At 74.2% G+C, this 21,182-nt stretch carries 17 protein-coding genes; 11 read left to right on the top strand and 6 right to left on the bottom strand.

Annotated elements, in window-relative coordinates; translation table 11 throughout:
* The first annotated feature begins 63 nt into the window (after positions 1–63).
* The 4 genes from ACRB68_RS31075 to murJ are packed head-to-tail and all read left to right on the top strand — an operon-like array spanning position 64 to position 5,704.
* Entirely contained in the window at positions 64–1,617 is a 1,554-nt protein-coding gene (locus tag ACRB68_RS31075) for a Na+/H+ antiporter (RefSeq protein WP_207709879.1), read from the top strand.
* A 15-nt stretch (positions 1,618–1,632) separates the two neighbouring features.
* Positions 1,633–2,421 (top strand): NAD-dependent epimerase/dehydratase family protein, encoded by a 789-nt coding sequence (locus ACRB68_RS31070; RefSeq protein WP_153538766.1) that lies wholly within the window; start codon positions 1,633–1,635, stop codon positions 2,419–2,421.
* 42 nt (positions 2,422–2,463) lie between these two features.
* Positions 2,464–3,228 carry a hypothetical protein gene (locus ACRB68_RS31065; RefSeq protein ID WP_194293521.1) on the top strand — a complete coding sequence of 255 codons (765 nt, stop codon included), beginning with the start codon at positions 2,464–2,466 and terminating at the stop codon, positions 3,226–3,228.
* A gap of 22 nt (positions 3,229–3,250) precedes the next feature.
* Entirely contained in the window at positions 3,251–5,704 is a 2,454-nt protein-coding gene (gene murJ / locus ACRB68_RS31060) for a murein biosynthesis integral membrane protein MurJ (protein WP_153538764.1), read from the top strand.
* On the opposite strand, the gene ACRB68_RS31055 is transcribed toward murJ, so the two are convergent.
* The 3 genes from ACRB68_RS31055 to ACRB68_RS40340 form a co-directional block, all read right to left on the bottom strand.
* Positions 5,701–6,906 (bottom strand): L,D-transpeptidase, encoded by a 1,206-nt coding sequence (locus ACRB68_RS31055; RefSeq protein WP_153538762.1) that lies wholly within the window; start codon positions 6,904–6,906, stop codon positions 5,701–5,703. The genes murJ and ACRB68_RS31055 overlap by 4 nt on opposite strands.
* A 208-nt stretch (positions 6,907–7,114) precedes the next feature.
* Entirely contained in the window at positions 7,115–8,587 is a 1,473-nt protein-coding gene (locus ACRB68_RS31050; protein ID WP_328594998.1) for an MFS transporter, read from the bottom strand.
* Between the two features lie 116 nt (positions 8,588–8,703).
* The gene (locus ACRB68_RS40340; protein ID WP_194293520.1) at positions 8,704–9,405 is read right to left on the bottom strand and encodes a VC0807 family protein; all 702 of its coding nucleotides are present in this window, start codon (positions 9,403–9,405) and stop codon (positions 8,704–8,706) included.
* Between the two features lie 69 nt (positions 9,406–9,474).
* On the opposite strand from ACRB68_RS40340, the gene ACRB68_RS40335 reads away from it, so the two are divergent.
* The 5 genes from ACRB68_RS40335 (at position 9,475) to ACRB68_RS31025 (ending at position 15,291) form a co-directional block, all read left to right on the top strand.
* The gene (locus ACRB68_RS40335) at positions 9,475–10,302 is read left to right on the top strand and encodes a hypothetical protein (protein WP_194293519.1); all 828 of its coding nucleotides are present in this window, start codon (positions 9,475–9,477) and stop codon (positions 10,300–10,302) included.
* A 75-nt stretch (positions 10,303–10,377) separates the two neighbouring features.
* Positions 10,378–10,794 (top strand): OB-fold nucleic acid binding domain-containing protein, encoded by a 417-nt coding sequence (locus ACRB68_RS31040; protein ID WP_153538756.1) that lies wholly within the window; start codon positions 10,378–10,380, stop codon positions 10,792–10,794.
* Between the two features lie 34 nt (positions 10,795–10,828).
* A complete protein-coding gene (locus tag ACRB68_RS31035) occupies positions 10,829–11,548 on the top strand; it encodes a DUF3159 domain-containing protein (RefSeq protein WP_328594997.1) in 720 nt (239 codons plus the stop codon).
* Positions 11,549–11,679: 131 nt separating this feature from the next.
* Positions 11,680–13,818 (top strand): serine/threonine-protein kinase, encoded by a 2,139-nt coding sequence (locus ACRB68_RS31030; RefSeq protein WP_153538755.1) that lies wholly within the window; start codon positions 11,680–11,682, stop codon positions 13,816–13,818.
* 36 nt (positions 13,819–13,854) lie between these two features.
* A complete protein-coding gene (locus ACRB68_RS31025) occupies positions 13,855–15,291 on the top strand; it encodes a hypothetical protein (protein WP_153538753.1) in 1,437 nt (478 codons plus the stop codon).
* A 42-nt stretch (positions 15,292–15,333) separates the two neighbouring features.
* Here ACRB68_RS31025 and ACRB68_RS31020 read toward each other — a convergent pair whose 3' ends face one another.
* Positions 15,334–15,993, bottom strand: a complete 660-nt coding sequence (locus ACRB68_RS31020; protein WP_153538751.1) for a potassium channel family protein — start codon at positions 15,991–15,993, stop codon at positions 15,334–15,336.
* Positions 15,993–16,658, bottom strand: coding sequence for a potassium channel family protein (locus ACRB68_RS31015; protein WP_328594996.1), 666 nt, complete (start codon positions 16,656–16,658; stop codon positions 15,993–15,995). Before ACRB68_RS31015 ends, ACRB68_RS31020 begins: the two co-directional genes overlap by 1 nt.
* Before the next feature lie 190 nt (positions 16,659–16,848).
* Here ACRB68_RS31015 and ACRB68_RS31010 point away from each other — a divergent pair, with 190 nt between their 5' ends.
* Together ACRB68_RS31010 and ACRB68_RS31005 are read left to right on the top strand one after the other, a co-directional pair.
* Positions 16,849–18,879 (top strand): APC family permease, encoded by a 2,031-nt coding sequence (locus ACRB68_RS31010; RefSeq protein WP_328594995.1) that lies wholly within the window; start codon positions 16,849–16,851, stop codon positions 18,877–18,879.
* Positions 18,869–20,209 carry a class I SAM-dependent RNA methyltransferase gene (locus ACRB68_RS31005; protein ID WP_328594994.1) on the top strand — a complete coding sequence of 447 codons (1,341 nt, stop codon included), beginning with the start codon at positions 18,869–18,871 and terminating at the stop codon, positions 20,207–20,209. Before ACRB68_RS31010 ends, ACRB68_RS31005 begins: the two co-directional genes overlap by 11 nt.
* Here the strand turns inward: ACRB68_RS31005 and ACRB68_RS31000 are convergent.
* Positions 20,199–21,176 (bottom strand): helix-turn-helix transcriptional regulator, encoded by a 978-nt coding sequence (locus ACRB68_RS31000; RefSeq protein WP_153538749.1) that lies wholly within the window; start codon positions 21,174–21,176, stop codon positions 20,199–20,201. The genes ACRB68_RS31005 and ACRB68_RS31000 overlap by 11 nt on opposite strands.
* Between the last annotated feature and the right edge of the window lie 6 nt (positions 21,177–21,182).

Genomic DNA, 21,182 nt, shown 5'->3' with positions numbered 1-21,182 from the left:
CGGCGGACGGGGAAGACTGGTCGGCGTAGCCGTTGCCGTCCCGCCGAACCGGAGGCGCCCGCCGTGCGCAGCGTGGAGATCGTGCTCGCCCTCGTTGTGCTCGCGACCGCGGTGGCGGCCGGCGCGCGGCGGCTGCGGGTGCCCGCGCCGTCCCTGCTCGTGGTCGCCGGGGTGCTGGCCGGCCTCGTGCCGGGCCTGCCCGAGGTGCGGCTGCCGCCCGAGATCGTCAGCCTGCTGGTGCTGCCGCCGCTGATCTACGCGGCGGGCGAGGAGATGTCGTGGCGGGCGCTGCGCCAGGTGTGGCGGCCGGTCACGCTGCTGGCGGTCGGCCTCGTGCTCGCCTCGGCCGCCGCCGTCGGCGCGGTCGCCGCGGCCCTCACCGACCTCACGGTGCCGATGGCGCTGCTGCTCGGCACCGTCCTCGCCAGCACCGACCCGGTCGCGGTCGCCGCGCTCGGCCGCCGGCTGTCGCTGCCCACCCGCGTGCAGACGCTCGTGCAGGCCGAGAGCCTGTTCAACGACGCCACCTCGCTGCTGCTGTTCAAGCTCGCGGTGACCGTCGCGGTCGCGGGCGGCGCGTTCTCCTGGGGCCACGCCGGCGGCGAGTTCGCGCTGCTGGCGGGCGGCGGCGCGGCCGCCGGGGCGCTGGTCGCGGTGGTCATCGCGGCGATCCGGCGGCGCACCGAGGACCCGGTGCTGGAGACGGTGACCGCGCTGGTCACCCCCTACGCCGCCTACGTGGCGGCCGAGGCCGTGCACGCCTCGGGGGTGACGTCGGTGGTGGTGGCCGCGGTCATCCTCGGCCGGCAGGCCGCCGCGCTCACCAACGCCGGCATCCGGCTGCAGCTCGGCGCCGTCTACGGCACCGTGATCTTCCTGCTGGAGAGCGTGGTGTTCAGCCTTATCGGGCTGCAGCTGCCGACGCTGGTCCGGCACCTGAGCGACGCGGCCGAGGACTGGGCGGCGCCGGCACTCGCGATCGCCGCGACACTGATCGTCGTGCGGGTGCTGTGGGTGTTCCCGCTCGCCGCCGTGCGCGCCTGGCGTGGCGGGACGCGGGCGTCCTGGCAGGTCCCGGCCGTGGTGTCGTGGGCGGGCGCGCGCGGCGTGGTGCCGCTCGCCGCGACGCTGTCGATCCCGCTGGTCACCGACGCGGGGGCGCCGCTGCCCGGCCGCGAGCTGGTCGCCGTGCTCGCCACCTCCGTCATCGTGATCTCGCTGGTGGTGCAGGGGTTCACGCTCGCGCCGCTGGTGCGGCTGGCCGGGCTGGTCGTGCCGCCGTCCACCGGGCGGCGCGAGCTCGCCCTCGCCCAGCTGCGCACCGCGCAGGCCGCGCAGGAGCGGCTCGCCCGGCTCGAGGACGCCCCGCAGATCGTGCTGGAGCGGCTGCGGATCGGCCTCCAGGACCGCATCGAGCGCGGCGAGCTGCGGATGAACGGCGACCCGGGCGTCGACAGCGTGCTCGCCGACTACCGGCGGCTGCGCCGCGACCTCATCGCCGCCGAGATCGCCGAGCTGCACCGGCTGCACGACGCCGGGGAGATCGGCGAGTCCACCCTGCGCGAGGTCCGGCACCTGCTCGACCTGGAGGACGCCGCGCTCGACCGCGGTCCGTAGGTCCACACTGTCCGTATGGATCTTGGAACCGTTGTACTGACCGGCGCGGCCGGACGGGTGGGATCGGCGCTGCGCCCGCGACTACGGGAGTCGGTCCGGCGCCTGGTGCTGGTGGACCGGGCGCCGCTGCGCGCCGAGACGCCGGCCGAGGAGGCCCGCCAGGCGGACCTGGACGGGCCCGCCGCCGTCGCGGCGGTCATCGAGGGGGCGGACGCCGTCGTGCACCTGGCCGGCGTCCCCGACGAGGCGCCGCTGGACGAGCTGCTCACCGGCAACGTCCTCGGCACGCACCACGTGCTGGAGGCGGCGCGGCGCACCGGCGTGCGGCGCGTGGTGCTGGCGAGCAGCAACCGGCTGACCGGCGGTTATCCGATGAGCGAGACCGTCGGCCCGCACGCGCCGCCCCGCCCGGACGGCCTGTACGGCGTCAGCAAGGCGGCCGTCGAGGCGCTCGGCCGCCTGTACGCCGACAAGTTCGGGCTGGACGTCGTCTGCCTGCGCATCGGCAGCTTCGAGGCCGAACCCACCAGCGAGCGGGAGCTGGCGACCTGGCTGAGCCCCCGCGACTGCGCCGGGTTCGTCCAGGCCGCGCTGACCGTGCCCGCCCCGGGCTTCCTCGCCGCCTACGCCGTCTCGGCCAACACCCGCCGCTTCTGGGAGCTGAGCGACGGGCTCGGCTACCGCCCGCGGGACGACGCCGAGGCGTACGCGGACCGCTTCCCGGACGCCGCCGCCTACTTCGCGGCGGACCGCCCGCAGGGGGACGCCTACGCCGCGCCGGAGTTCACCCTGCCGTACCTGTAGCCGCCGCTTGCCATTGAGTGGGCGCTCACTCATACTGGGTGAGTGCCCACTCAATTCGCTGTCCGCCGCGTCGAGGCCGTCTGCCATGTCATCGGCGCGCTGCTGCTGGTGTCCGGCCTGTTCCACCTCGCCGTGTTCGCGGTGGACGGCGGGCCATGGGAGGGGCCGGTGTCGTGGCGCAAGGCCGTCACCTTCGGGCTCTCGTTCGGGCTGACCCTGATCACCATCGCCTGGGTGAGCTCGTTCCTGCCGCTCGGCGACCGGGCCCGCACCTGGATCCTCGGCGTCTTCGCGGGCGCGTGCGTGACCGAGACCGCGCTGATCACCCTGCAGGCGTGGCGGCGCGTCCCGTCCCACTTCAACATGGAGACCACGTTCGACACGGCGGTCTCGCGGGTGCTCGCGGCGGGCGGCGTGGTGCTGATCGTCACGCTCGTCCTGCTGGCGATCGCGTCCTTCCGTGCGAATCCGGACGTCGCGCCGAGCATGCGCCTCGCCCTGCGGGCCGGGTTCGTCGCGCTGATGGGCGCGCTGCTGTCGGGCGCCGCGATGATCGCGCGCGGGGTGACCGAGGTGCAGACCGGCCACCAGGAGGCCGCCTATCGGGTCGCGGGCGCGCTGAAGCCCGCGCACGCGGTCACCATGCACGCCGTCCTGGTGCTGCCCGCGCTCGCCTGGCTGCTCGCCCGCACCGCGCGGCCCGAGGCGGGCCGGGTCCGGGTGGTCGCGCTCGCCACGGCCGCCTACGCCCTCGCCGCCGCCGTCGTCATCGGCCTCTCCGTCTACGGCTTCGCCGCCGATTTCTAAAGGTCGGGCATACTCGGCGTCCATGACCAGCGTCGCCCAGCCCCGTCTCGCCCGCTCCGGCGCGGTCATGGCGATCGGCACGATCTTCTCCCGCCTCACCGGCTTCCTGCGCACCGCGGTGATCACCGCCGCGCTCGGCGTACAACTGCTCGGCAACGCCTACCAGGTCGCCAACACCGTCCCCTACACCGTTTACGAGCTGCTGCTCGGCGGGCTGCTGTCCAGCGTCTTCGTCCCCTTCCTGATCAAGCGCCGGGCGCTGGACGCCGACGGAGGGCGCGCCGCCGAACAGCGCCTGCTGAGCCTCGCGCTGCCGGCCCTGCTCCTCCTCACCGCCGCCGGCGTGCTCGCCGCGCCCTGGCTGGTCTCGGCGTTCGCGGGCGGCTACACCGGGCGGCAGCGCGAGGTGGCGGTGCTGCTCACCCGCCTGCTGATGACGCAGATCTTCTTCCTCGGCGCGAGCGGCCTCGCCGGGACGCTGCTGAACGTGCGACGGCGCTTCGGCATGGCGATGTGGGCGCCGGTCGTCAACAACCTCATCACCATGGCCGCCGGGCTGCTGTTCATCTGGGCCGCCGGGCCCGGCCGGAACCTGGCCACCGTCACCGACGGGCAGCTCACCCTGCTCGGCGCGGTGTCGGCGCTCGGCACCGCCGCGCAGGGCGCGCTGCTGTGGGGCGCGCTCCGGTCGGCGGGATTCCACTGGCGACCCCGCCTGGACGTGCGCGGGTCGGGCTTCCGCGAGGCCGTGCGCAGCGCCGGCTGGATGATGGTCTACCTGGTGGTGGGGCAGGCCGGCGTGCTGGTCACGCTCAACGTCGCCACCCGCGCCGGGCACGACGGCCCCGGCCTCGCCGCCTACGGCAACGCGCTGGTGGTGTTCCAGCTCCCCTACGCGGTCATCGCGGTATCGGTGATCACCGCGCTGCTGCCCCGGATGAGCGCGCACGTCACCGCGGGCCGCCCCGGCCTGGTGCGGATGGAGTTCTCCCGCGGGCTGCGCCTGGTGGCCGCGCTGCTGGTGCCGCTGTCGGCGGCCATGGCGATCTTCGCCGTGCCCGGCGCGACGCTGTTGTTCGGGCACGGCGAGACCACCACCGCCGACGCCCGCCAGATCGGCCTGATCATCATGGTGTTCGCGGGGCTGACCCTGCCGTTCGCGCTGTTCCAGCTGATGATCCGGGTCTTCTACGCGCTCGGCGACACCCGCACGCCCGGCCTCGTCGCCGTTCCCGCCGGGCTCGTCCAGGCCGCCGCGTCGATCGCGATCCTGCGCATGGCCGCGCCTGGTGAGATCGTGCGCTGGCTGCCCCTGGCCTACGGGTCGTTCTATCTGACCGGCACCATCCTGGCGGGGCTGCTGCTGCGCCGGCGGCTGGGCGGGATGGACGGCGCCCGGATCGTCCGCGCGTTCGTGCTGATGCACCTTGCCGTGCTGCCCGGCGCGGCGTTCGCGGTGGTCATGGCCCGGGTGGGAGGGCTGCCCGCGCTCGCCGTCGGAGCCCTGGGCGGAGGTCTGCTGTACGTGGGGACGGCCCGCCTGCTGGGCATCTCCGAGGTCGGGTACTACCTGGACCTGGTCCGTGCCCGCCTGCGGCGGGGGAAGAATGGCGATATGACGGAGATCCTGCAGTACACCGCCTTCACCATCGACCCCGAAGGCGGCAACCCCGCCGGCGTCGTGCTGGACGCGTCCGGCCTCAGCGCCGCCGACATGCTCTCGATCGCCGCCGAGCTCGGGCATTCCGAGACCGCGTTCCTCACCGCCCCGCCCGAGGGCCTCGGCGAGCCGGGCCGCGCCTTCACCATCCGCTACTTCAGCCCGAAGATGGAGGTGACGTTCTGCGGGCACGCCACCGTCGCGACCGGCGTGGCGCTCGCCGAGCGGATCGGGCCCGGCCCGCTGACGTTCGCCTCCCGCTCGGGCACCATCGCGGTGGACGTCGACAAGGGCGACGACGGCGTCCTGTACGCCACCTTGACCAGCGTCGAGCCCTACATCGAGGACGCCACCGACCTCGACGTGGCGCTCGCCGCGCTGAACTGGCACGACGGCGAGCTGGACCCGGCCTTCCCGCCCCGCGTCGCCTACGCGGGCGCCCGCCACCTGATCCTCGCCGCCGCCACCCGCGAGCGGCTCGCCGACCTGGACTACGACTTCGTCCGGCTCGCCGAGTACATGGACGAGCGCGACCTGACCACGGTCCAGCTCGTCTGGCGCGAGTCCGCCGACGTCTACCACGTCCGCGACCCGTTCCCGGTCGGCGGCGTGGTGGAGGACCCGGTGACCGGCGCGGCGGCGCTGGCGTTCGGCGCCTACCTGCGCGAGTTCGGCCTTATCGGGCCGGCCAGTGGTGGGGTGCACAGCCTGACCCTGCACCAGGGCGAGGACCTCGGCCGTCCCGGCGTGCTGCGGGTGGAGATCCGCGACGGCGACCCGCGCATCCGCGTGTCGGGCGCCGCCGTCCGGATCTAGCGGGCGAGCGGGCGCTTCAGGGCGCTGCCCGCCACCCACCGCGACCAGGGCAGCTGCCAGTAGCCCCAGCCGTTGCCCACCTCCAGCGGACGGTCCGTGCCGATCACCGTCACCACGTCGCCGCGCAGCGTCTGCCCGTAGAACCACTGGGCGAACGCGGGCGAGGCGTTGACGCAGCCGTGGCTGATGTTGGCGCGCCCCTGCTGCTTCAGCGACCAGGGCGCGGAGTGCACGTACTCGCCGCTGGCGGAGATCTGCACCGCGTGCCGGACCTTCAGCTTGTAGTAGCGCGGGTCGTGCACGTTGGTGACGCCCATCCACGCCGACGACATCACCACCGGGTCGCCCTTGCCCATCACCAGGTGGACGCCGCTGGTGGTGGTGTAGGCGCGGGTGCCGCCCTTGCCCGCGCTGATCGGGGCGGTGCGGACGACCCGTCCGTTCACCCGGACCGCCATCCGGTGCCGCCGGGTGTCCACGACGCTGACCCGCGCCGCCCCGACGCGGAAACCGCCCTCGGTGTCGGCGGCGCCGTACACGCCCGGCGCCGCCCGCACGCCCGCGGTGTGCGCGACGAAGGCGAGGCGCTGCCCCGGCGGCCAGAACCGGCGGGGCCGCAGGACCACCTGGCGGGGGCCGGTCCAGTTCCAGGCCGCCGGGACGCGGCGGCTCATCCGCACCTCCAGCGCCCGCTCGACGGCGGCGCGGTCGGTGATCGGGCGGTCGAAGGTGACGATCAGCGGCATGCCGACGCCGACCAGCTCGCCCGGCCGCGGGGTGACGTCGGCGACGGCGAAGGTGGTGGCGGGCTTGAGCGTGGTGAACCCGCCGGTCACGGTGACGGGCGCGCCGGCGGCGTCGGCGCCCGTGGCGGTGACGGTGTGCGCGGTGCCCGGCCGCAGCGCCCACCGCGACCGCCAGGTGCGCCGGTCGCGCGCCAGCACGCCGGGGACCGCGGCGCCGCCCGCCCGCACCTCGACCCGCTGCAGGGTGGTGCCGGGCGCGGCGGTCACCGTGACGCCCTGGTCGGGGCGGACGCCCGTGGCGCCGTCGGACGGCGTGATCGCGAAGGCCGGCGGGGCCGGGGCGGTGACCTGCTCGCCCGCCGGGCCGGCGGGCCGCTCGGGCGCGCCGCCGCACGCGGTCAGCGCCAGCACGGTCGTCAGGAACGCGGTCAGGGGGCGCCAGGGCCTGCCGGTCATTCGCATCGCTTCCTCGTGGTCCTAACGGGAGAAGAACGCCCTGCGTGCTTAATCGCCTACGGACGGTGACGTCTCTTGGCAAAGTAGACGTTGATCGCGTCCCGGTGCGGCCGGTTGGGAAAAGTGGCGACGTCTCGATTCGATGACAGTGCCCGCACCGCGAAGCCCCGCGACCGGTCGTCCGGTCGCGGGGCTTCGGCCGATCGGGTCAGGAGGCCTGCGCGCGGGCCCGGCGGGGGAGCAGGAACGCGACCAGGAACGCCACGCCGGTCAGCCCGAGGGTCAGTTCCGCGACGAGCCCGGCGGCGTCCAGCGCGGCCGCGGCGTCCAGGCCGCGCGCGCCCCGGGCGCCCATCGTCTCGAAGAAGACCGTGCCGAGCACCGCGACGCCGAGCGTCGCGCCGAGCTGCTGGATCGCCTCCAGCGCCGCCGACGCCGACCCGACCTGGTGGTCGGCGATGCCCGCCACGATGATGTCGAACAGCGGGACGAAGATCATCCCCATCCCGGCGCCGAACACCAGCAGCGGCCCGGCGAGGACGAGCGCGCCCAGATCGGTCCCGGCCTGCGCGAACACCAGGCAGAGGCCGGCGAGGCCGGCGGCCATCAGGACCAGGCCGATGTGCAGGATCGTGCGGCCGAGCCGGTTCATCATCGCGCCGCCGAAGCCCGAGCCGAAGAAGGCGCCGACCGCCCAGGCCGCCATCGCCAGGGCGGCGCGGAGCGGGGTGTAGCCGAGGCCGAGCTGCAGGAACAGGCCGACGGCGAGCGAGAAGCCGGTGATCAGGCCGAAGAAGACGACGACGAACAGCACCCCGAAGCCGTAGGAGGGGTTCGTGAACACCCCGAGCCGCAGCAGCGGCGTCCGCCCGGCCCGCTCGCGGCGCGCCTGGTGGACGGCGAACAGCGCGAGCACCACGGCCGACGCGGCGAGCATGGCCAGGGACCAGGCGGGCCAGCCGAGCTCGCGGCCCTGCACCAGCGGGTAGATCAGCATGCTCATGCCGGCGCCGCCGAGCAGCATCCCGGCGCCGTCCAGGCCGCCGGCCCGGTCGGTGCCGCGCGGGGCGGGCAGCACCCGGGCGCCGACGACCAGCCCGTACAGCCCGATCGGCAGGTTGATCAGGAAGACCGCGCGCCAGCCGGTGCCGAACAGGTCGGCGTCCACCAGCAGCCCGGCGACGATCGGGCCGAGGACGGTGGCCAGCCCGATCACCGGCCCGAACAGCGCGAACGCCTTGCCGGTCTCGCGGCCGAACAGGTCGCGGATCAGGCCGAAGCCCTGCGGGACCATCACCGCCGCGCAGAGACCCTGCGCGACCCGCGCCGCGATCAGGGTGCCGGGCGACCAGGCGAGCGCGCACAGGGCCGAGGTGAGCAGGAACCCGGCGGTCCCGGCGAGCAGGACGGGCTTGCGGCCGTACATGTCGCCGAGCCGCCCGCCGGTCAGCAGCGCGACGGCGAGCGCGAGCGTGTAGCCGGCCGTCAGCCACTGGAGCGCGGCGAGCGAGCCGCCGAGGTCGGCGCGGATCGAGGGGCCCGCGACGCCGACGATGGTGGAGTCCAGCAGGTTGAGCAGGGTGACGGCGAGCAGCGCCGACAGGCCGAGCCAGCGGCGCGGGTGCGGGGCGGTGCCGCCGGCGGGCGGCGGGGAGATCGCGGTGTCGAGCGTGGTGGTCACGGCAGGCCCTTCCGGCAGGAGCGGAATGTTCTGTTCCGATCATAGCAGAACGGAATGCTTCATTCCACAAAAAACGCCCCCGTCCGGTGATCGGACGGGGGCGTGCGGAGGGGCGGTCAGCCGGCGGCGGCCTCGGGCGCGGTGGCCGGCCCGGCCTGCGCGGCGGCCTGCGCGGCGGCGGCGCGGGCCTGGCCCTGCTTGGCCACCCGCATCGTCCAGGTGACCAGCGCGGCGACCACGGCGAACGGCAGGATGTTGTTGACCAGCACCATCGTCCCGGTCGGCAGCCAGTAGGTGAGCGGGATGCGCACGGCCGCCTCCAGCAGGAAGCCGAGGCCCCACACGGTGGTCAGCAGGTACTGGGCGCGGCGGAAGCCGGGGTACCGCCACTTGGCGTTCCACTCGGCGATGCCTTCGGGCGACCCGTCGGTGCCGAACTTGCGGCCCAGGTGGAACATGATCGGCCGGCTCAGCGCCAGGCTGCCGAGGAAGGTCAGCCCGAGCAGCCCGGTGATGGCCGAGTCCTTGATGAACACCAGCTTGGTGGAGTTGTAGGCCAGCGCGCTCAGCGCGCCGAGCAGCAGCAGGATCAGCATCATCAGGCCGAACTCGTCCACCCGGCGCTTGATCGCGACGTAGAGCAGGGTGTCGGCGGCCGGCCAGAGCGAGATCAGCAGCAGCGCCGGGACCTCGTCCATCCCGTTGCCGGTGAGCAGCCCGTACGTCACGAACGGCAGGACGACGCCGAACAGGAGCGAGGGGCCGAGGTTCAGCAGCCGGGATCCGCCCCGGCCGCCGTGAGCTTGCGTGCCCGTCATGACAACGTCCCTCACTTATCGAATATCCTCACGATCGTGAGTGAAAGCGTAACAGGATCGCGAGACAGGGTGAATGTGTCCCGGGGGGCCAATGTCGAGCTCGTTCCCTTCCTGTGCGGGCTGGCCGGCCGCGAGGGGCTGCCCGGCGTCGTCCTGGTGCGGCTGCTCGGCGACCTCGGGCTCACCGAAGGGGCCGCCCGGTCCCTGATCGCCCGGATGCGCCGGGACGGCCTGCTCGTCGCCGACCAGCGCGGACGCGGCGCCGAGTACCGGATGACCGGGCCGTTCCTGCGCGGCTTCCGGCAGATCCGGGACGGCCGCCCCGGCACCCCCGCCTGGGACGGCTTCTTCCACGCGATCTTCTACAGCGTCCCCGAGTCCCGGCGCGCCTACCGCGACCGGCTGCGCCGGGCCGCCGCCCTCGCCCGCTACGGGCTGATGCAGCCGGGCGTGCTGATCTCCCCGGTCGACAACCGGGAGACGCTGTGGGACGAGCTCGGTGACGCGCCCCCCGCCGGAACCGTCCTCTTCGGCCGGATCGGGCTGCCGGCCGCCGACGCCGCCGAGGTCGCCCACCGCGCCTGGGAGCTGGACGTCCTGGCCGCCCGCTACCGCGAGCACACCGCGCGGCTGCGCGGGGCCGTCCGGGAACGGCCGGTACCGCCCGGCCCCGGCCCCGAGGCGCTCGCCGGGTACGCCCGCCTGTTCGGCGGCGCGCTGATCGACACGCTGCGCACCCCGCCCGCGCTGCCGCCCGAGCTGCTCCCGCCGGACTGGCCGCTGCCCGGCCTGTTCGCCGCGGCGGGGGAGGCGATGGCGCACTTCGGCCCGCCGGTCGCCGCCTACGTCCACGCGGTGATCGCCGACCACGAGGGCCCGGCCGGAACGCCCCGCTGAGGTGTGACGAGGTCGATTCCGATCGGTGATCGCGGACCGGTTCGTTTCGTCGAATGATGCCTTAAGGTGCCAAGCATGGACGAGCCACCGGCCACCAAGGCGCCGGAGACCGATCAGGAGACGGGCCGCAGGCGCGGGCTGAAGAAGTTCTGGCGCCGGATGGCCTCGAGCACGGCCGAGCTGGAGGCCGAGGAGCTGCAGGAGACCACCGGCAAGGAGGGCGCGACCGCGATCGCGTCCTGCGCCGAGCGCACCCGGCACTGCGTGGCGGGTACGCTACGAACCGTGACCCTGCGCCCGCGGGGCGGCGCCCCGGCGCTGGAGGCCGAGCTCTACGACGGCACCGACGTGATCAACCTGGTCTGGCTCGGCCGCCGCAAGATCGCCGGCATCGACCCGGGCCGCCGGCTGCGCGCCGAGGGGCTGGTCAGCCTGCAGGACGGCCGCAAGGTCATGTTCAATCCCCGGTACGAGCTGCGCGGCGGCTCCTGACCCCGGGGCCGGCGTGAGCGACGAGGGAGAGCGCGTGACATCGGTGGACCGCGAGGCCAAGGACGCCGAGGCCGGCGACACGGAGCCGGGGGCGGCGGCCCCGGCCGGCGCGGCGGCGCACGACACCGTCGAGGCCGCCGTCCGGGCCCAGCTCACCAAGGCGCTCGGCGGGGTGCGCGGCATGGTCGAGGCGGCCGTGCCCACCATCGGGTTCACCGTGACCTACATGGCGGTCAAGGACGTCAAGATCGCGGTGGCGGCGGGCGTGGCGGCCTGCGTGGTGCTGCTCGGGATCCGGCTGGTGCAGCGCTCCACCCCGCAGTTCGCGCTGAACAGCCTGGTCGGCATCGCGATCGCGGCGTTCTTCGCGCTGCGCTCGGGCAAGGCCGAGGACGCCTTCCTGCCCGGCATCATGCTGAACGCCGGATACGCCGTGGCGATGATCCTGTCGATCGTGGTGCGCTGGCCGGTGGTCGGCTTCATCATCGGCTCGGTCACCGGCGACCCCACCGCCTGGCGGTCCGACCCGGGCATCGTCCGGCTCTGCTCCCGGCTCACCTGGCTGCTGGTGCTGCCGTGCCTGCTGCGGGTGGTCGTGCAGTACCCGATCTGGCTGGCCGACGGCGACCAGAGCGGCCCGCTCGGCGCCGCCAAGATCGTGATGGGCTGGCCGCTGCAGGTCGCCGCGCTCGGCGCCATGGTCTGGCTGCTGGCCCGGGGCCGCACCCCGATGCGGGGCCGCGAGACCGCCTGAGCCCCGCCCCTGCGGGGGTTTTGTCCGGAAGAGGACGCGCGGCGGCGCGCGGGGCGCGTTAATCTCGATCACAGGTGTGCCGGGAAGCCTGGTCGGCGAGTCAGCGACGACTGCTCTCCGGAAGAGGCGGCATGACCCTTGCGACGCGATGCGGCCAGCCGCGCTGCACCGGCGCGGTCCAGGACGGCTACTGCGACGTCTGCGGCCTTCCGCCCGCCCCGCCGCCCCCCGAGCCACCGCCTCCCGAACCCGTTCCGCCGCAGCCGAACGCCGCCACCCCGCTCGGCCGGCGCGGCGCGCTCGGCCTCGGCCTGGTCCGGATGCCGGCGGTGCCGTTCCGCGACCCTGAATCGGCCGTCCTCACCGATCCGCAGGTCGCCGAGAACCGGCGGTTCTGCGGCGGCTGCGGCGCCCCGGTCGGCCGCGGCAAGGACGGCGTGCCCGGCCGTACCGAGGGCTTCTGCCCCAAATGCCGCACCCCGTACGCGTTCACGCCGAAGCTCGCCCCCGGCGACCTGGTCGGCGGCCAGTACGAGGTGGTCGGCTGCCTGGCGCACGGCGGCCTCGGCTGGATCTACCTGGCCCGGGACCGCAACGTCAACGACCGGTGGGTGGTGCTGAAGGGCCTGCTGGACACCGGCGACGCCGACGCGATGGCCGCCGCCGTCGCCGAGCGGCGGTTCCTGGCCACCGTCGAGCACCCCGGCATCGTGCGGATCTACAACTTCGTGCGGCACGGCGGCGACGGCTACATCGTGATGGAGTACGTCGGCGGCCGGTCGCTGCGCGAGCTGGCGCTGGAGCACCGCGCCGCGACCGGCGCGGCCCTGCCGCTGCCGCAGGTCCTGGCCTACGCCCTGGAGGTGCTGCGCGCCCTCGGCCACCTGCACGACGAGGGCCTGCTGTACTGCGACTTCAAGCCCGCCAACGCCATCCAGACCGGCGACCGGCTGCACCTGATCGACCTCGGCGGCGTCCGGCGCGCCGGCGACCCCGACGGTGCGATCTACGGGACGGTCGGCTTCCAGGCTCCCGAGATCGCCGAGGCGGGCCCGTCCGTCGGCTCGGACCTGTACACCGTGGCCCGCACCATGGCGGTGCTCGCCTTCGACTTCACCGGCTTCACCTCCACCTACCGGGAGTCGCTGCCGCCGCGCGAGAAGGTGCCGCTGCTGCAGCGGCACGAGTCGTTCGACCTGCTGCTGCGCCGCGCTGCACACCGCGACCCCGCGCGCCGGTTCACTTCGGCCGCCGAGATGGCCGAACAGCTCACCGGCGTACTACGCGAGGTGCTCGCAGCGGAGGACGGGGAACCGCGCCCAGCCGCGTCCGCCCGGTTCGGGCCGGAGGTGAAGGCCGCGGGGGCCCGCATCGGGGCCCTGCCGGGCGCGGCGTGGCTGGTGGACGCGCTGCCGCTGCCCCTGGTCGATGACGGCGATCCGGCGGCGGCCTACCTGGCAGGACTTGCGGCGGCGTCCCCGTCCGAGGTCGTCGCGACGCTCGCCCATCCCTATGTCTCGTCGGTGGAGGTGGACCTTCGCCTCGCCCACGCGCACATCTCCATGGGCGACCACAAGCGCGCACGGGAGGTCCTGGCCGGCATCCCCGGCGACTGGCGCGTCGGCTGGTACCTGGCGCTCGCCGCGCTCGCGGCGGGGGACGTGGCGGAGGCCGCCGCGCGGTTCCAGGCCGTCCGCGAACTGCTGCCGGGGGAGCTCGCGCCGAGCCTGGCGCTCGCCTACTGCGCCGAGTTGCGCGCCGACCACGCGCCCGCCGAACGCGGCTACGCGCGCGTCTGGCGCACCGACCGCGGCCACGTCAGCGCAGCGTTCGGCCTCGCCCGGGTGCGGTTCGCCGCCGGCGACCGCTACGGCGCCGAGGAGGCGCTGCTGTCGGTGCCGCCGCTGGCCGGCCGGTACGGCGAGGCCCGGGTCGGCGCGATCGTCGCCCGGCTGAGCGGCCGCGACCCCGCCGGGCTGAGCCTGACCGAGCTGCTGGAGTGCGGCGCGCGGCTGGAGGACCTGACCCTGGACGCGGGCCGCCGGGACCGCCTCACCGTGCTGGTCCTGGAGGCCGCGCTCGGCTACGTGCGGATCCAGGGCGCGCCGCCGTCCGGGACGGGCGTGCTCGGCGCGGAGTTCACCGAGCGGAGCCTGCGCCTCGCCCTGGAACGCCGCTACCGCGCGCTGGCGCGGGCGGCGGACGGCCGGGCCGAGCGGCGCGGCCTCACCGGGCGGGCCAACGCGGTCCGCCCGCGCACCCTGTTCTGACGGCGCAGTTCCGACGAGAAGGGCGGCCCGCCCCCCATGGCCACCGATCTGGAGATCCCCGTCCCGGCGCCCCTGTCCGAGGGGCGCTGGCCGACGCCCGTGTGGCTGCGCGCGCTCACCGCCGTCGCGGTGGTGGCGGCGCTGCTGTTCGGCGCGTCCGTCGCGGCGGGCGTCATCGGCCTGCGCGCGGGCGTGCGCGGCATCGCCCGCGACGCCGCGCCCCAGGCCGCCCTCACCGCGGACCTGCACGTGCGGCTCACCGCCATGGACGCCCGGCTCGCCGACGCGCTGCGGATCGGCCGGACCCCGGGCCGGGCCGGCGCCCTCACGGCGTTCGAGCCGGGCCGGGCCAGTGCCCTCACGGCGTTCGAGCAGGCCCGCGACGCCGCCACCGCCGACCTGCGCCAGATCTCGGCCGCGACCGGCGGCGCCGACGCGCGCGCCGCCGTCCAGACGGCGCTGGACGGCCTCGTCCGCTACCAGGCGGCGGCCGCGCAGGCGCTCCTGCTCTCCGAGCAGGCGGGCCACGGGGCGGGCAAGGCGCCCGAGCCCGTCCTCGACCGCTTCCGGCAGGCCACCGACCTGCTGCACGTCACGATGCTGCCCGCCGTCGACCGGCTCACCGCCATCAACGCCGACCGTGTCGAGAAGGCCCGGCGCGACGGGTCGCACGCCGCCGAACGCGCCTTCGGCCTCGCCGTCCTGTTCGGCCTGCCGCTCTGCGGGACGCTGATCGCGGTGCAACTGCTGCTGTACCGGCGGCAGCACCGGATGCTCAATCCGGCGGTGCTGCCGGCGTCGCTGCTGGCGTTCGTCCTCACCGTGTCGGCGCTGCAGGTGACGGGCGGCGAGAACGAACGGCTGCGTTCGGCGAAGGAGGACGCCTTCGACTCGGTACTGGTACTGGGCCGGGCGCGGGCACTCGCGCACGCCGCCGCCGACGACGAGAGCCGCTTCCTGCTCGACCCGAAACGCCGCGACCAGTACCTCACCGAATTCACCGACGACTCCCAGGCGCTCGCCTGGATCGACGCCGATTCCATGAGCGACTACCGGTGGCGCCTGGACGGGGAGCTGCGCTTCTACCGCAGCAGCGACCGCACCAAGCTCGGCGGCTCCCTCGGCACGGCCCTGCGCAACGTCACCTATCCCGGCGAGCACGAACGCGCCACCGGGGCCCTCGCCGCGCTGATCGCCTACCACCAGGGACTTCAGGAGACACGGGACCTGGTCGTGGAGGGGAAGCGGGACGAGGCCGTCCGGTTGGACGACGCGGACGCGCAGGAGAAGTTCGCCGCGCTCGACCGGGAGCTCACCGGCTGGCTGGAGCTGAACCGCGGCCGCCTGGACGGCTCGCTGGCGGCCGCCGACCGCTCGCTCGGCGGCTGGACGTGGCCGCCGCCCGCCGGCGCCGTGCTCATCGCCGGCCTGCTGCTGCTCGGCGTCCGCCCCCGCCTCGCCGAATACCGGTGAAGGCCGCGCCCCGCAGCGGGACGCGGCCTTCACCGGCGGGGCTCAGCGGGGGCTGAGCAGCTCCGCCAGCTCGTCCTCGACGTCCTGGGTGGCCACGAACATCAGCTCGTCGCCCGGCTCCAGCGTGTCGTCGGGGGTCGGCACCAGCACCCGGCCCTCCCGCAGGATCGCCACCAGCGCGGTGTCGCGCGGCCAGTCCACCGACCCGACGCGCTCGCCGCCGAGCGGCGCGTCCTCCGGCAGCGTCAGCTCCACCAGGTTCGCCTCGCCCTGGCGGAACGTCATCAGCCGCACCAGGTCGCCGACGCTGACGGCCTCCTCGACCAGGGCCGACAGCAGCCGCGGCGTGGACACCGCGACGTCCACGCCCCACGACTCGTTGAACAGCCACTCGTTCTTGGGGTGGTTGATGCGGGCGACGACCCGCGGCACGCCGTACTCGGTCTTGGCGAGCAGCGACACCACCAGGTTGGCCTTGTCGTCGCCGGTGGAGGCGACCACGACCTGGCAGCGCTCCAGCGCCGCGTCGTCCAGCGAGGCGATCTCGCACGCGTCGGCCAGCAGCCACTCCGCGCGCGGCACGCTCTCGACCTTGATGGCCTTGGGGCTCTTGTCGATCAGCAGGATCTCGTGCCCGTTCTCCAGCAGCTCCTGGGCGATGGAGCGGCCCACCGCGCCCGCCCCGGCGATCGCGACGCGCATCAGGCGTCCCCTTCCGTCCGCACGGCCACCGCCGCGTTGATGCGTTCCAGGTCGTCGGCGCGGGCCATGATGTGCACGATGTCGCCGTCCTGGATGACCGTGCCGGGCTCGGGCACCAGCGCCTCGCCCATCCGGGACAGGAACGCCACCCGGGTGCCGGCGGCCTCCTCCAGGCCCGCGACCTTCGCGCCCACCCAGCGGGCGCCGGCGTCGATCTCGGCCAGCACCACCTGGCCGGTCGGGTCGCGCCAGAGCGGCTCGGCGCCCTCGGGCAGCAGCCGCCGCAGGATCTGGTCGGCGGTCCAGCGCACCGTCGCCACCGTCGGGATGCCGAGGCGCTGGTACACCTCGGCGCGGCGCGGGTCGTAGATCCGGGCCACCACGTTGTCGACGCCGAACGTCTCGCGGGCCACCCGGGCGGAGATGATGTTGGAGTTGTCGCCGCTGCTCACCGCGACGAACGCGGCGGCCCGCTCGATGCCGGCCTCGGCGATCACGTCGCGGTCGAACCCGAACCCGGTGATGCGCCGGCCCTTGAAGCCGCTGCGCAGCCGCCGGAACGCCTCCGGGCTCTGATCGATGATGGCCACCGAGTGGCCCTTGTCCTCCAGGATGTGGGCGAGGGTCGACCCGACCCGCCCGCATCCCATGATCACGATATGCACGGCCGTCCCTTCCCCGGCAGCCCGAGGGTCGTGTGCTGCTTCGAAATGATCCGTTCGGGCTGCAAAGCTACACATCCGCCCAGGCAACTACTACCCAGGCCGATGACGTACCAGCCTCCGGGAACGTTCCCGTGGCCCCGCGGCGGGGGCACCCCGGTGGCAGATCATCCACGGACTAGAGTCTGGTGCCGTGTCGAAGGCTCCGGACCTCGTGAAGCGGCTGCTGCTGGGCCGCGCCCTGCGCAGCGCACAGCAGCATGAGCAGTTGCTGCCCAAAAGGATCGCACTGCCCATCTTCGCCAGCGACGCGCTGTCGTCGGTCGCCTACGCCCCCCAGGAGATCCTCCTGGCGCTCGGCGTCGGCGGGCTGGTCATGTACTCCTACACCCCGTGGGTCGCGCTCGCCGTCGTGGTGATCCTGCTCACCGTGGTCGCGTCCTACCGCCAGAACGTGCGCGCCTACCAGAGCGGCGGCGGCGACTTCGAGGTCGCCTCCACCAACCTCGGCGAGAACTGGGGCGTGGTCGTGGCGAGCGCGCTGCTCGTCGACTACGTCATGACCGTCGCGGTGTCGGTGTCGTCGGGGGTGGAGAACCTCGGCGCGCTGCTGAAGTTCCTGCAGCCGCACGAGGTCGGCGTCGCGCTCGTCATCGTGGCGCTGCTGACGATCGGGAACCTGCGCGGCCTGAAGGAGGCCGGCGTCGCCTTCGCGATCCCGACCTTCCTGTTCATGTTCGCCATCGTGGCGATGCTGGCGTGGGGCGGCGTCCGGCTGCTGATGGGCGCCGACCTGAAGGCCGAGACGGCGCACTACATCATCAAGGGCGACGAGATGAACGCGACCGGCTTCGCGCTGGTCTTCCTGCTGCTGCGCGCGTTCTCCTCCGGCTGTGCCGCGCTGACGGGCGTCGAGGCGATCAGCAACGGCGTGCCGGCGTTCAAGAAGCCCAAGGGCGAGAACGCCGCGACCACCCTGCTGATGCTCGGCGCGGTCGCCATGACGATGTTCGGCGGCGTCACCGCCCTGGCCTACATCACCGAGGCCAAGTTCGCCTCGCCCGAGCAGGGCAGCCACCTGCTCGACCCGAGGACCGGCCAGGAGGTCAACGACGCCGACCCGGTGATCGCCCAGGTCGCGCACACGGTGTTCAGCAACTTCAGCCCCGGCTTCGCGCTGGTCGCGGTGATGACCGCGCTGATCCTGTTCCTGGCCGCCAACACCGCCTTCAACGGCTTCCCCGTCCTCGGCTCGGTGCTCGCCCAGAACCGCTACCTGCCGCGCCAGCTGCACACCCGCGGCGACCGGCTGGCCTTCAGCAACGGCATCATCATCCTCGCCACCATGGCCGGGCTGCTGATCTACGCCTACGACGCCTCGGTCACCCGGCTCATCCCGCTGTACACCGTCGGGGTGTTCGTCTCCTTCACCGTCAGCCAGATCGGCATGGTGCGGCACTGGAACCGGCTGCTGTCCACCGAGCAGGACGCCGCCCAGCGCCGCCGGATGCGGGTCTCGCGCGGCATCAACGGGTTCGGCGCGATGCTGACCGGCGTGGTGCTGGTCGTCGTGCTGATCACCAAGTTCGCGCTCGGCGCCTACATCGTGTGCATCGCGATGCCGGTGCTGTACGCGCTGATGAAGGGCATCCGGCGGCACTACGACCGGGTCGCCGCGGAGCTGGAGCCCTCCGGCGAGGACGTGCGGCTGCCCGCTCGCAACCACGGCATCGTGCTCGTCTCCAAGATCCACAAGCCGACGCTGCGGGCGCTGGCCTACGCCCGCGCCACCCGCCCCTCCACCCTGGAGGCGGTCACCGTCTCGGTGGACGCCGAGGAGTCGCGGCGGCTGCAGGAGGAGTGGGACGCGCTGGACGTCCCGGTCCCGCTGAAGATCCTGGACTCCCCGTACCGGGAGATCACCCGGCCGGTGCTGGACTACGTCAAGAGCGTGCGCCGCAAGAGCCCCCGCGACGTGGTCACCGTGTTCATCCCCGAGTACGTCGTCGGGCACTGGTGGGAGCAGCTCCTGCACAACCAGTCGGCGCTGCGGCTGAAGGGCCGGCTGCTGTTCCAGCCGGGCGTCATGGTGACCAGCGTCGCCTGGCAGCTGCACTCCTCCGACCGGCTGAAGGGCCGCGTCGAGCCGCCCGGCCCGGGCGCCTCCCGCCGCCCGCCGCAGCAGGTCGCCGGTGGCGGTATCGTTTCGGAACGTGACAGCTGATCTCGGACCCGGCGACCTGCTCGAACTCGAAGTGGGGAACGTCGCCAACGGCGGTTTCTGCGTGGCGCGGCACGAGGGCCGCGTGGTGTTCGTCCGGCACACCCTGCCGGGCGAGCGGGTCCGCGCCCGCGTCACCGAGGTGACCAAGAACTTCCTGCGCGCCGACGCCGAGGACATCCTCCAGGCGTCGCCCGACCGCGTCGCGGCCCCGTGCCCGTTCGCCGGGCCCGGCCGCTGCGGCGGCTGCGACTGGCAGCACGCCTCGCTGGCCGCGCAGCGCCGGCTGAAGGCCACCGTCGTGGAGGAGCAGTTGCAGCGCGTCGCGGGCATCACCCGCACGGTCGTGGTCGAGGAGGTCCCCTATCCCGACGCCGACGACGTCATGCCCGACCCCGGGCTCGGCTGGCGCACCCGGGTCCAGTTCACCGCCGAGGACGGCATGATCGGCCTGCGCCGGCACCGCTCGCACGACATCGAGCCGGTCGACGAGTGCCTGATCGCGCACCCGGGCGTGGAGATGATGGGCATCGAGCGCAAGCGCTGGCCGGGGGCGTCCTCGGTCGAGGGCGTGGTGTCGGCGTCCACCGGCGACCGCCTGGTGGTGCTGCGCGGCCGCCGCAACGCGCGCGTGCCGCGGCTGGACGTCCCGGTCCGCCTGGTCCGCGGCAAGCCCGAGCCGGGCGCGAACCTGCCGTACGTCCGCGAAGAGGTCTCGGGCCGGCTGTACCAGGTCTCCGGCAGCGGCTTCTGGCAGGTCCACCCGGGCGCGGCGCAGCTGCTCGCCGACGCGGTCGTGGCGGCGCTGGAGCCCAAGCCGGGCGACATCGCGCTCGACCTGTACTGCGGCGTCGGCCTGTTCGCGGGCGTGCTCGCCGACCGGATCGGCCCCGACGGCCTCGTCGTCGGCGTCGAGGCCGACGGGCAGGCCGTCCGCGACGCCAAGTTCAACCTGCGCGACCTGCCGCAGGTCGCCATCGAGCGCGGCGCGGTCGAGGAGGTCGTCAAGGACCTGGAGTTCGGCCGGGCCGACGTCGCCTCGACCCGCAGCCAGAACAAGCGCGGCACCGGCCACCACGGCGGCGCGCGGGTCCGGCTCGCCGACATCGTGGTGCTGGACCCGCCCCGCGCGGGCGCCGGGCGCGAGGTCGTCGAGCAGGTCGCCCGCATCGCCGGCCGCAAGATCGCCTACGTCTCCTGCGACCCGGCGACGCTCGCGCGCGACCTCGGCTACTTCAGCGAGCGCGGCTGGACCCTGGAGTCCCTGCGCGCCTTCGACGCCTTCCCGATGACCCAGCACGTGGAGTGCCTGGCCACCCTGGTCAAGGGCTGATCCCGGGAGTCCCTCCGGCGGCCGACGCCGCATGGAGGCGCGTGGCCATCGCGGCGATGCGCTCGACCAGCTCCGGCGGGTCGTGCGCCTCGAAGCCGACGCCCAGCAGGGCGACCCACACGACGATCTCGTCGAGGTCGTTCGCGCCGCACAGCAGGACGCAGCTGTGCTCGTCGACGGGCTCGACCGTGCCCACCGTCGGCGGCATGCGCCCGGCCACGACCTCCGCCGGGGCGTGCACGGTGAAGCGCGCCCGATGGCGGTAGGGGGCGCTGGAGATCGCCCGGGAGGTGTAGGCGGCCAGGTCCTCGTCGGGTGGGTCGCGGGGGACGAAGCGCGGTCCGTTCGGTGTCCGCAGGCGCATCCGGTCCACCCGGTACGTCCGCCAGTCCCGCCTGTCGACGTCCCAGCCCACGAGGTACCAGCGGCGTCCTGAATGCACGAGCCGGTGGGGCTCGGCCGAACGGCTGCTCTCCTCGCCGTCGCGGGAGCGGTAGTCGAACCGCAGCCCCTCATGGCCGCGGCAGGCCGCGGCGATGGCGGTCAGCGCTTCGGGGGCCACCGGCTCCGCGGCCCCCATCATGGGCACGGTCATCGACCGCAGCGCATGGACGCGGTGCCGCAGCCGTGCGGGCAGCACCCGTTCGAGCTTGGCGAGCGCCCGGACGGACGTCTCCTCGATCCCGGCGACCGAGCCTCCGGCGGCCGTCCTCAGCCCCACCGCGACCGCGACCGCCTCGTCGTCGTCGAGCAGCAGCGGGGGCAGGTCGGCGCCGGCGCCCAGCCGGTAACCCGGCGCGCCGGCCGTGGCGTGCACGTGGTAGCCCAGTTCCCGCAGCCGGTCCACGTCCCGCCGCACGGTCCGCGTCGTGACGCCGAGCCGCTCCGACAGCTCCGCGCCGGACCAGTCCCGGTGGGTCTGCAGGAGTGACAGCAGCTTGAGGAGCCGAGCCGAGGTTTCCAGCATGCGCTC

This window comes from Actinomadura macrotermitis (assembly GCF_009604375.1).
GTDB lineage: Bacteria > Actinomycetota > Actinomycetes > Streptosporangiales > Streptosporangiaceae > Spirillospora > Spirillospora macrotermitis.
Note: the sequence above shows the minus strand (reverse complement) of the source record. Positions and strands in the feature narration are given on the sequence as shown.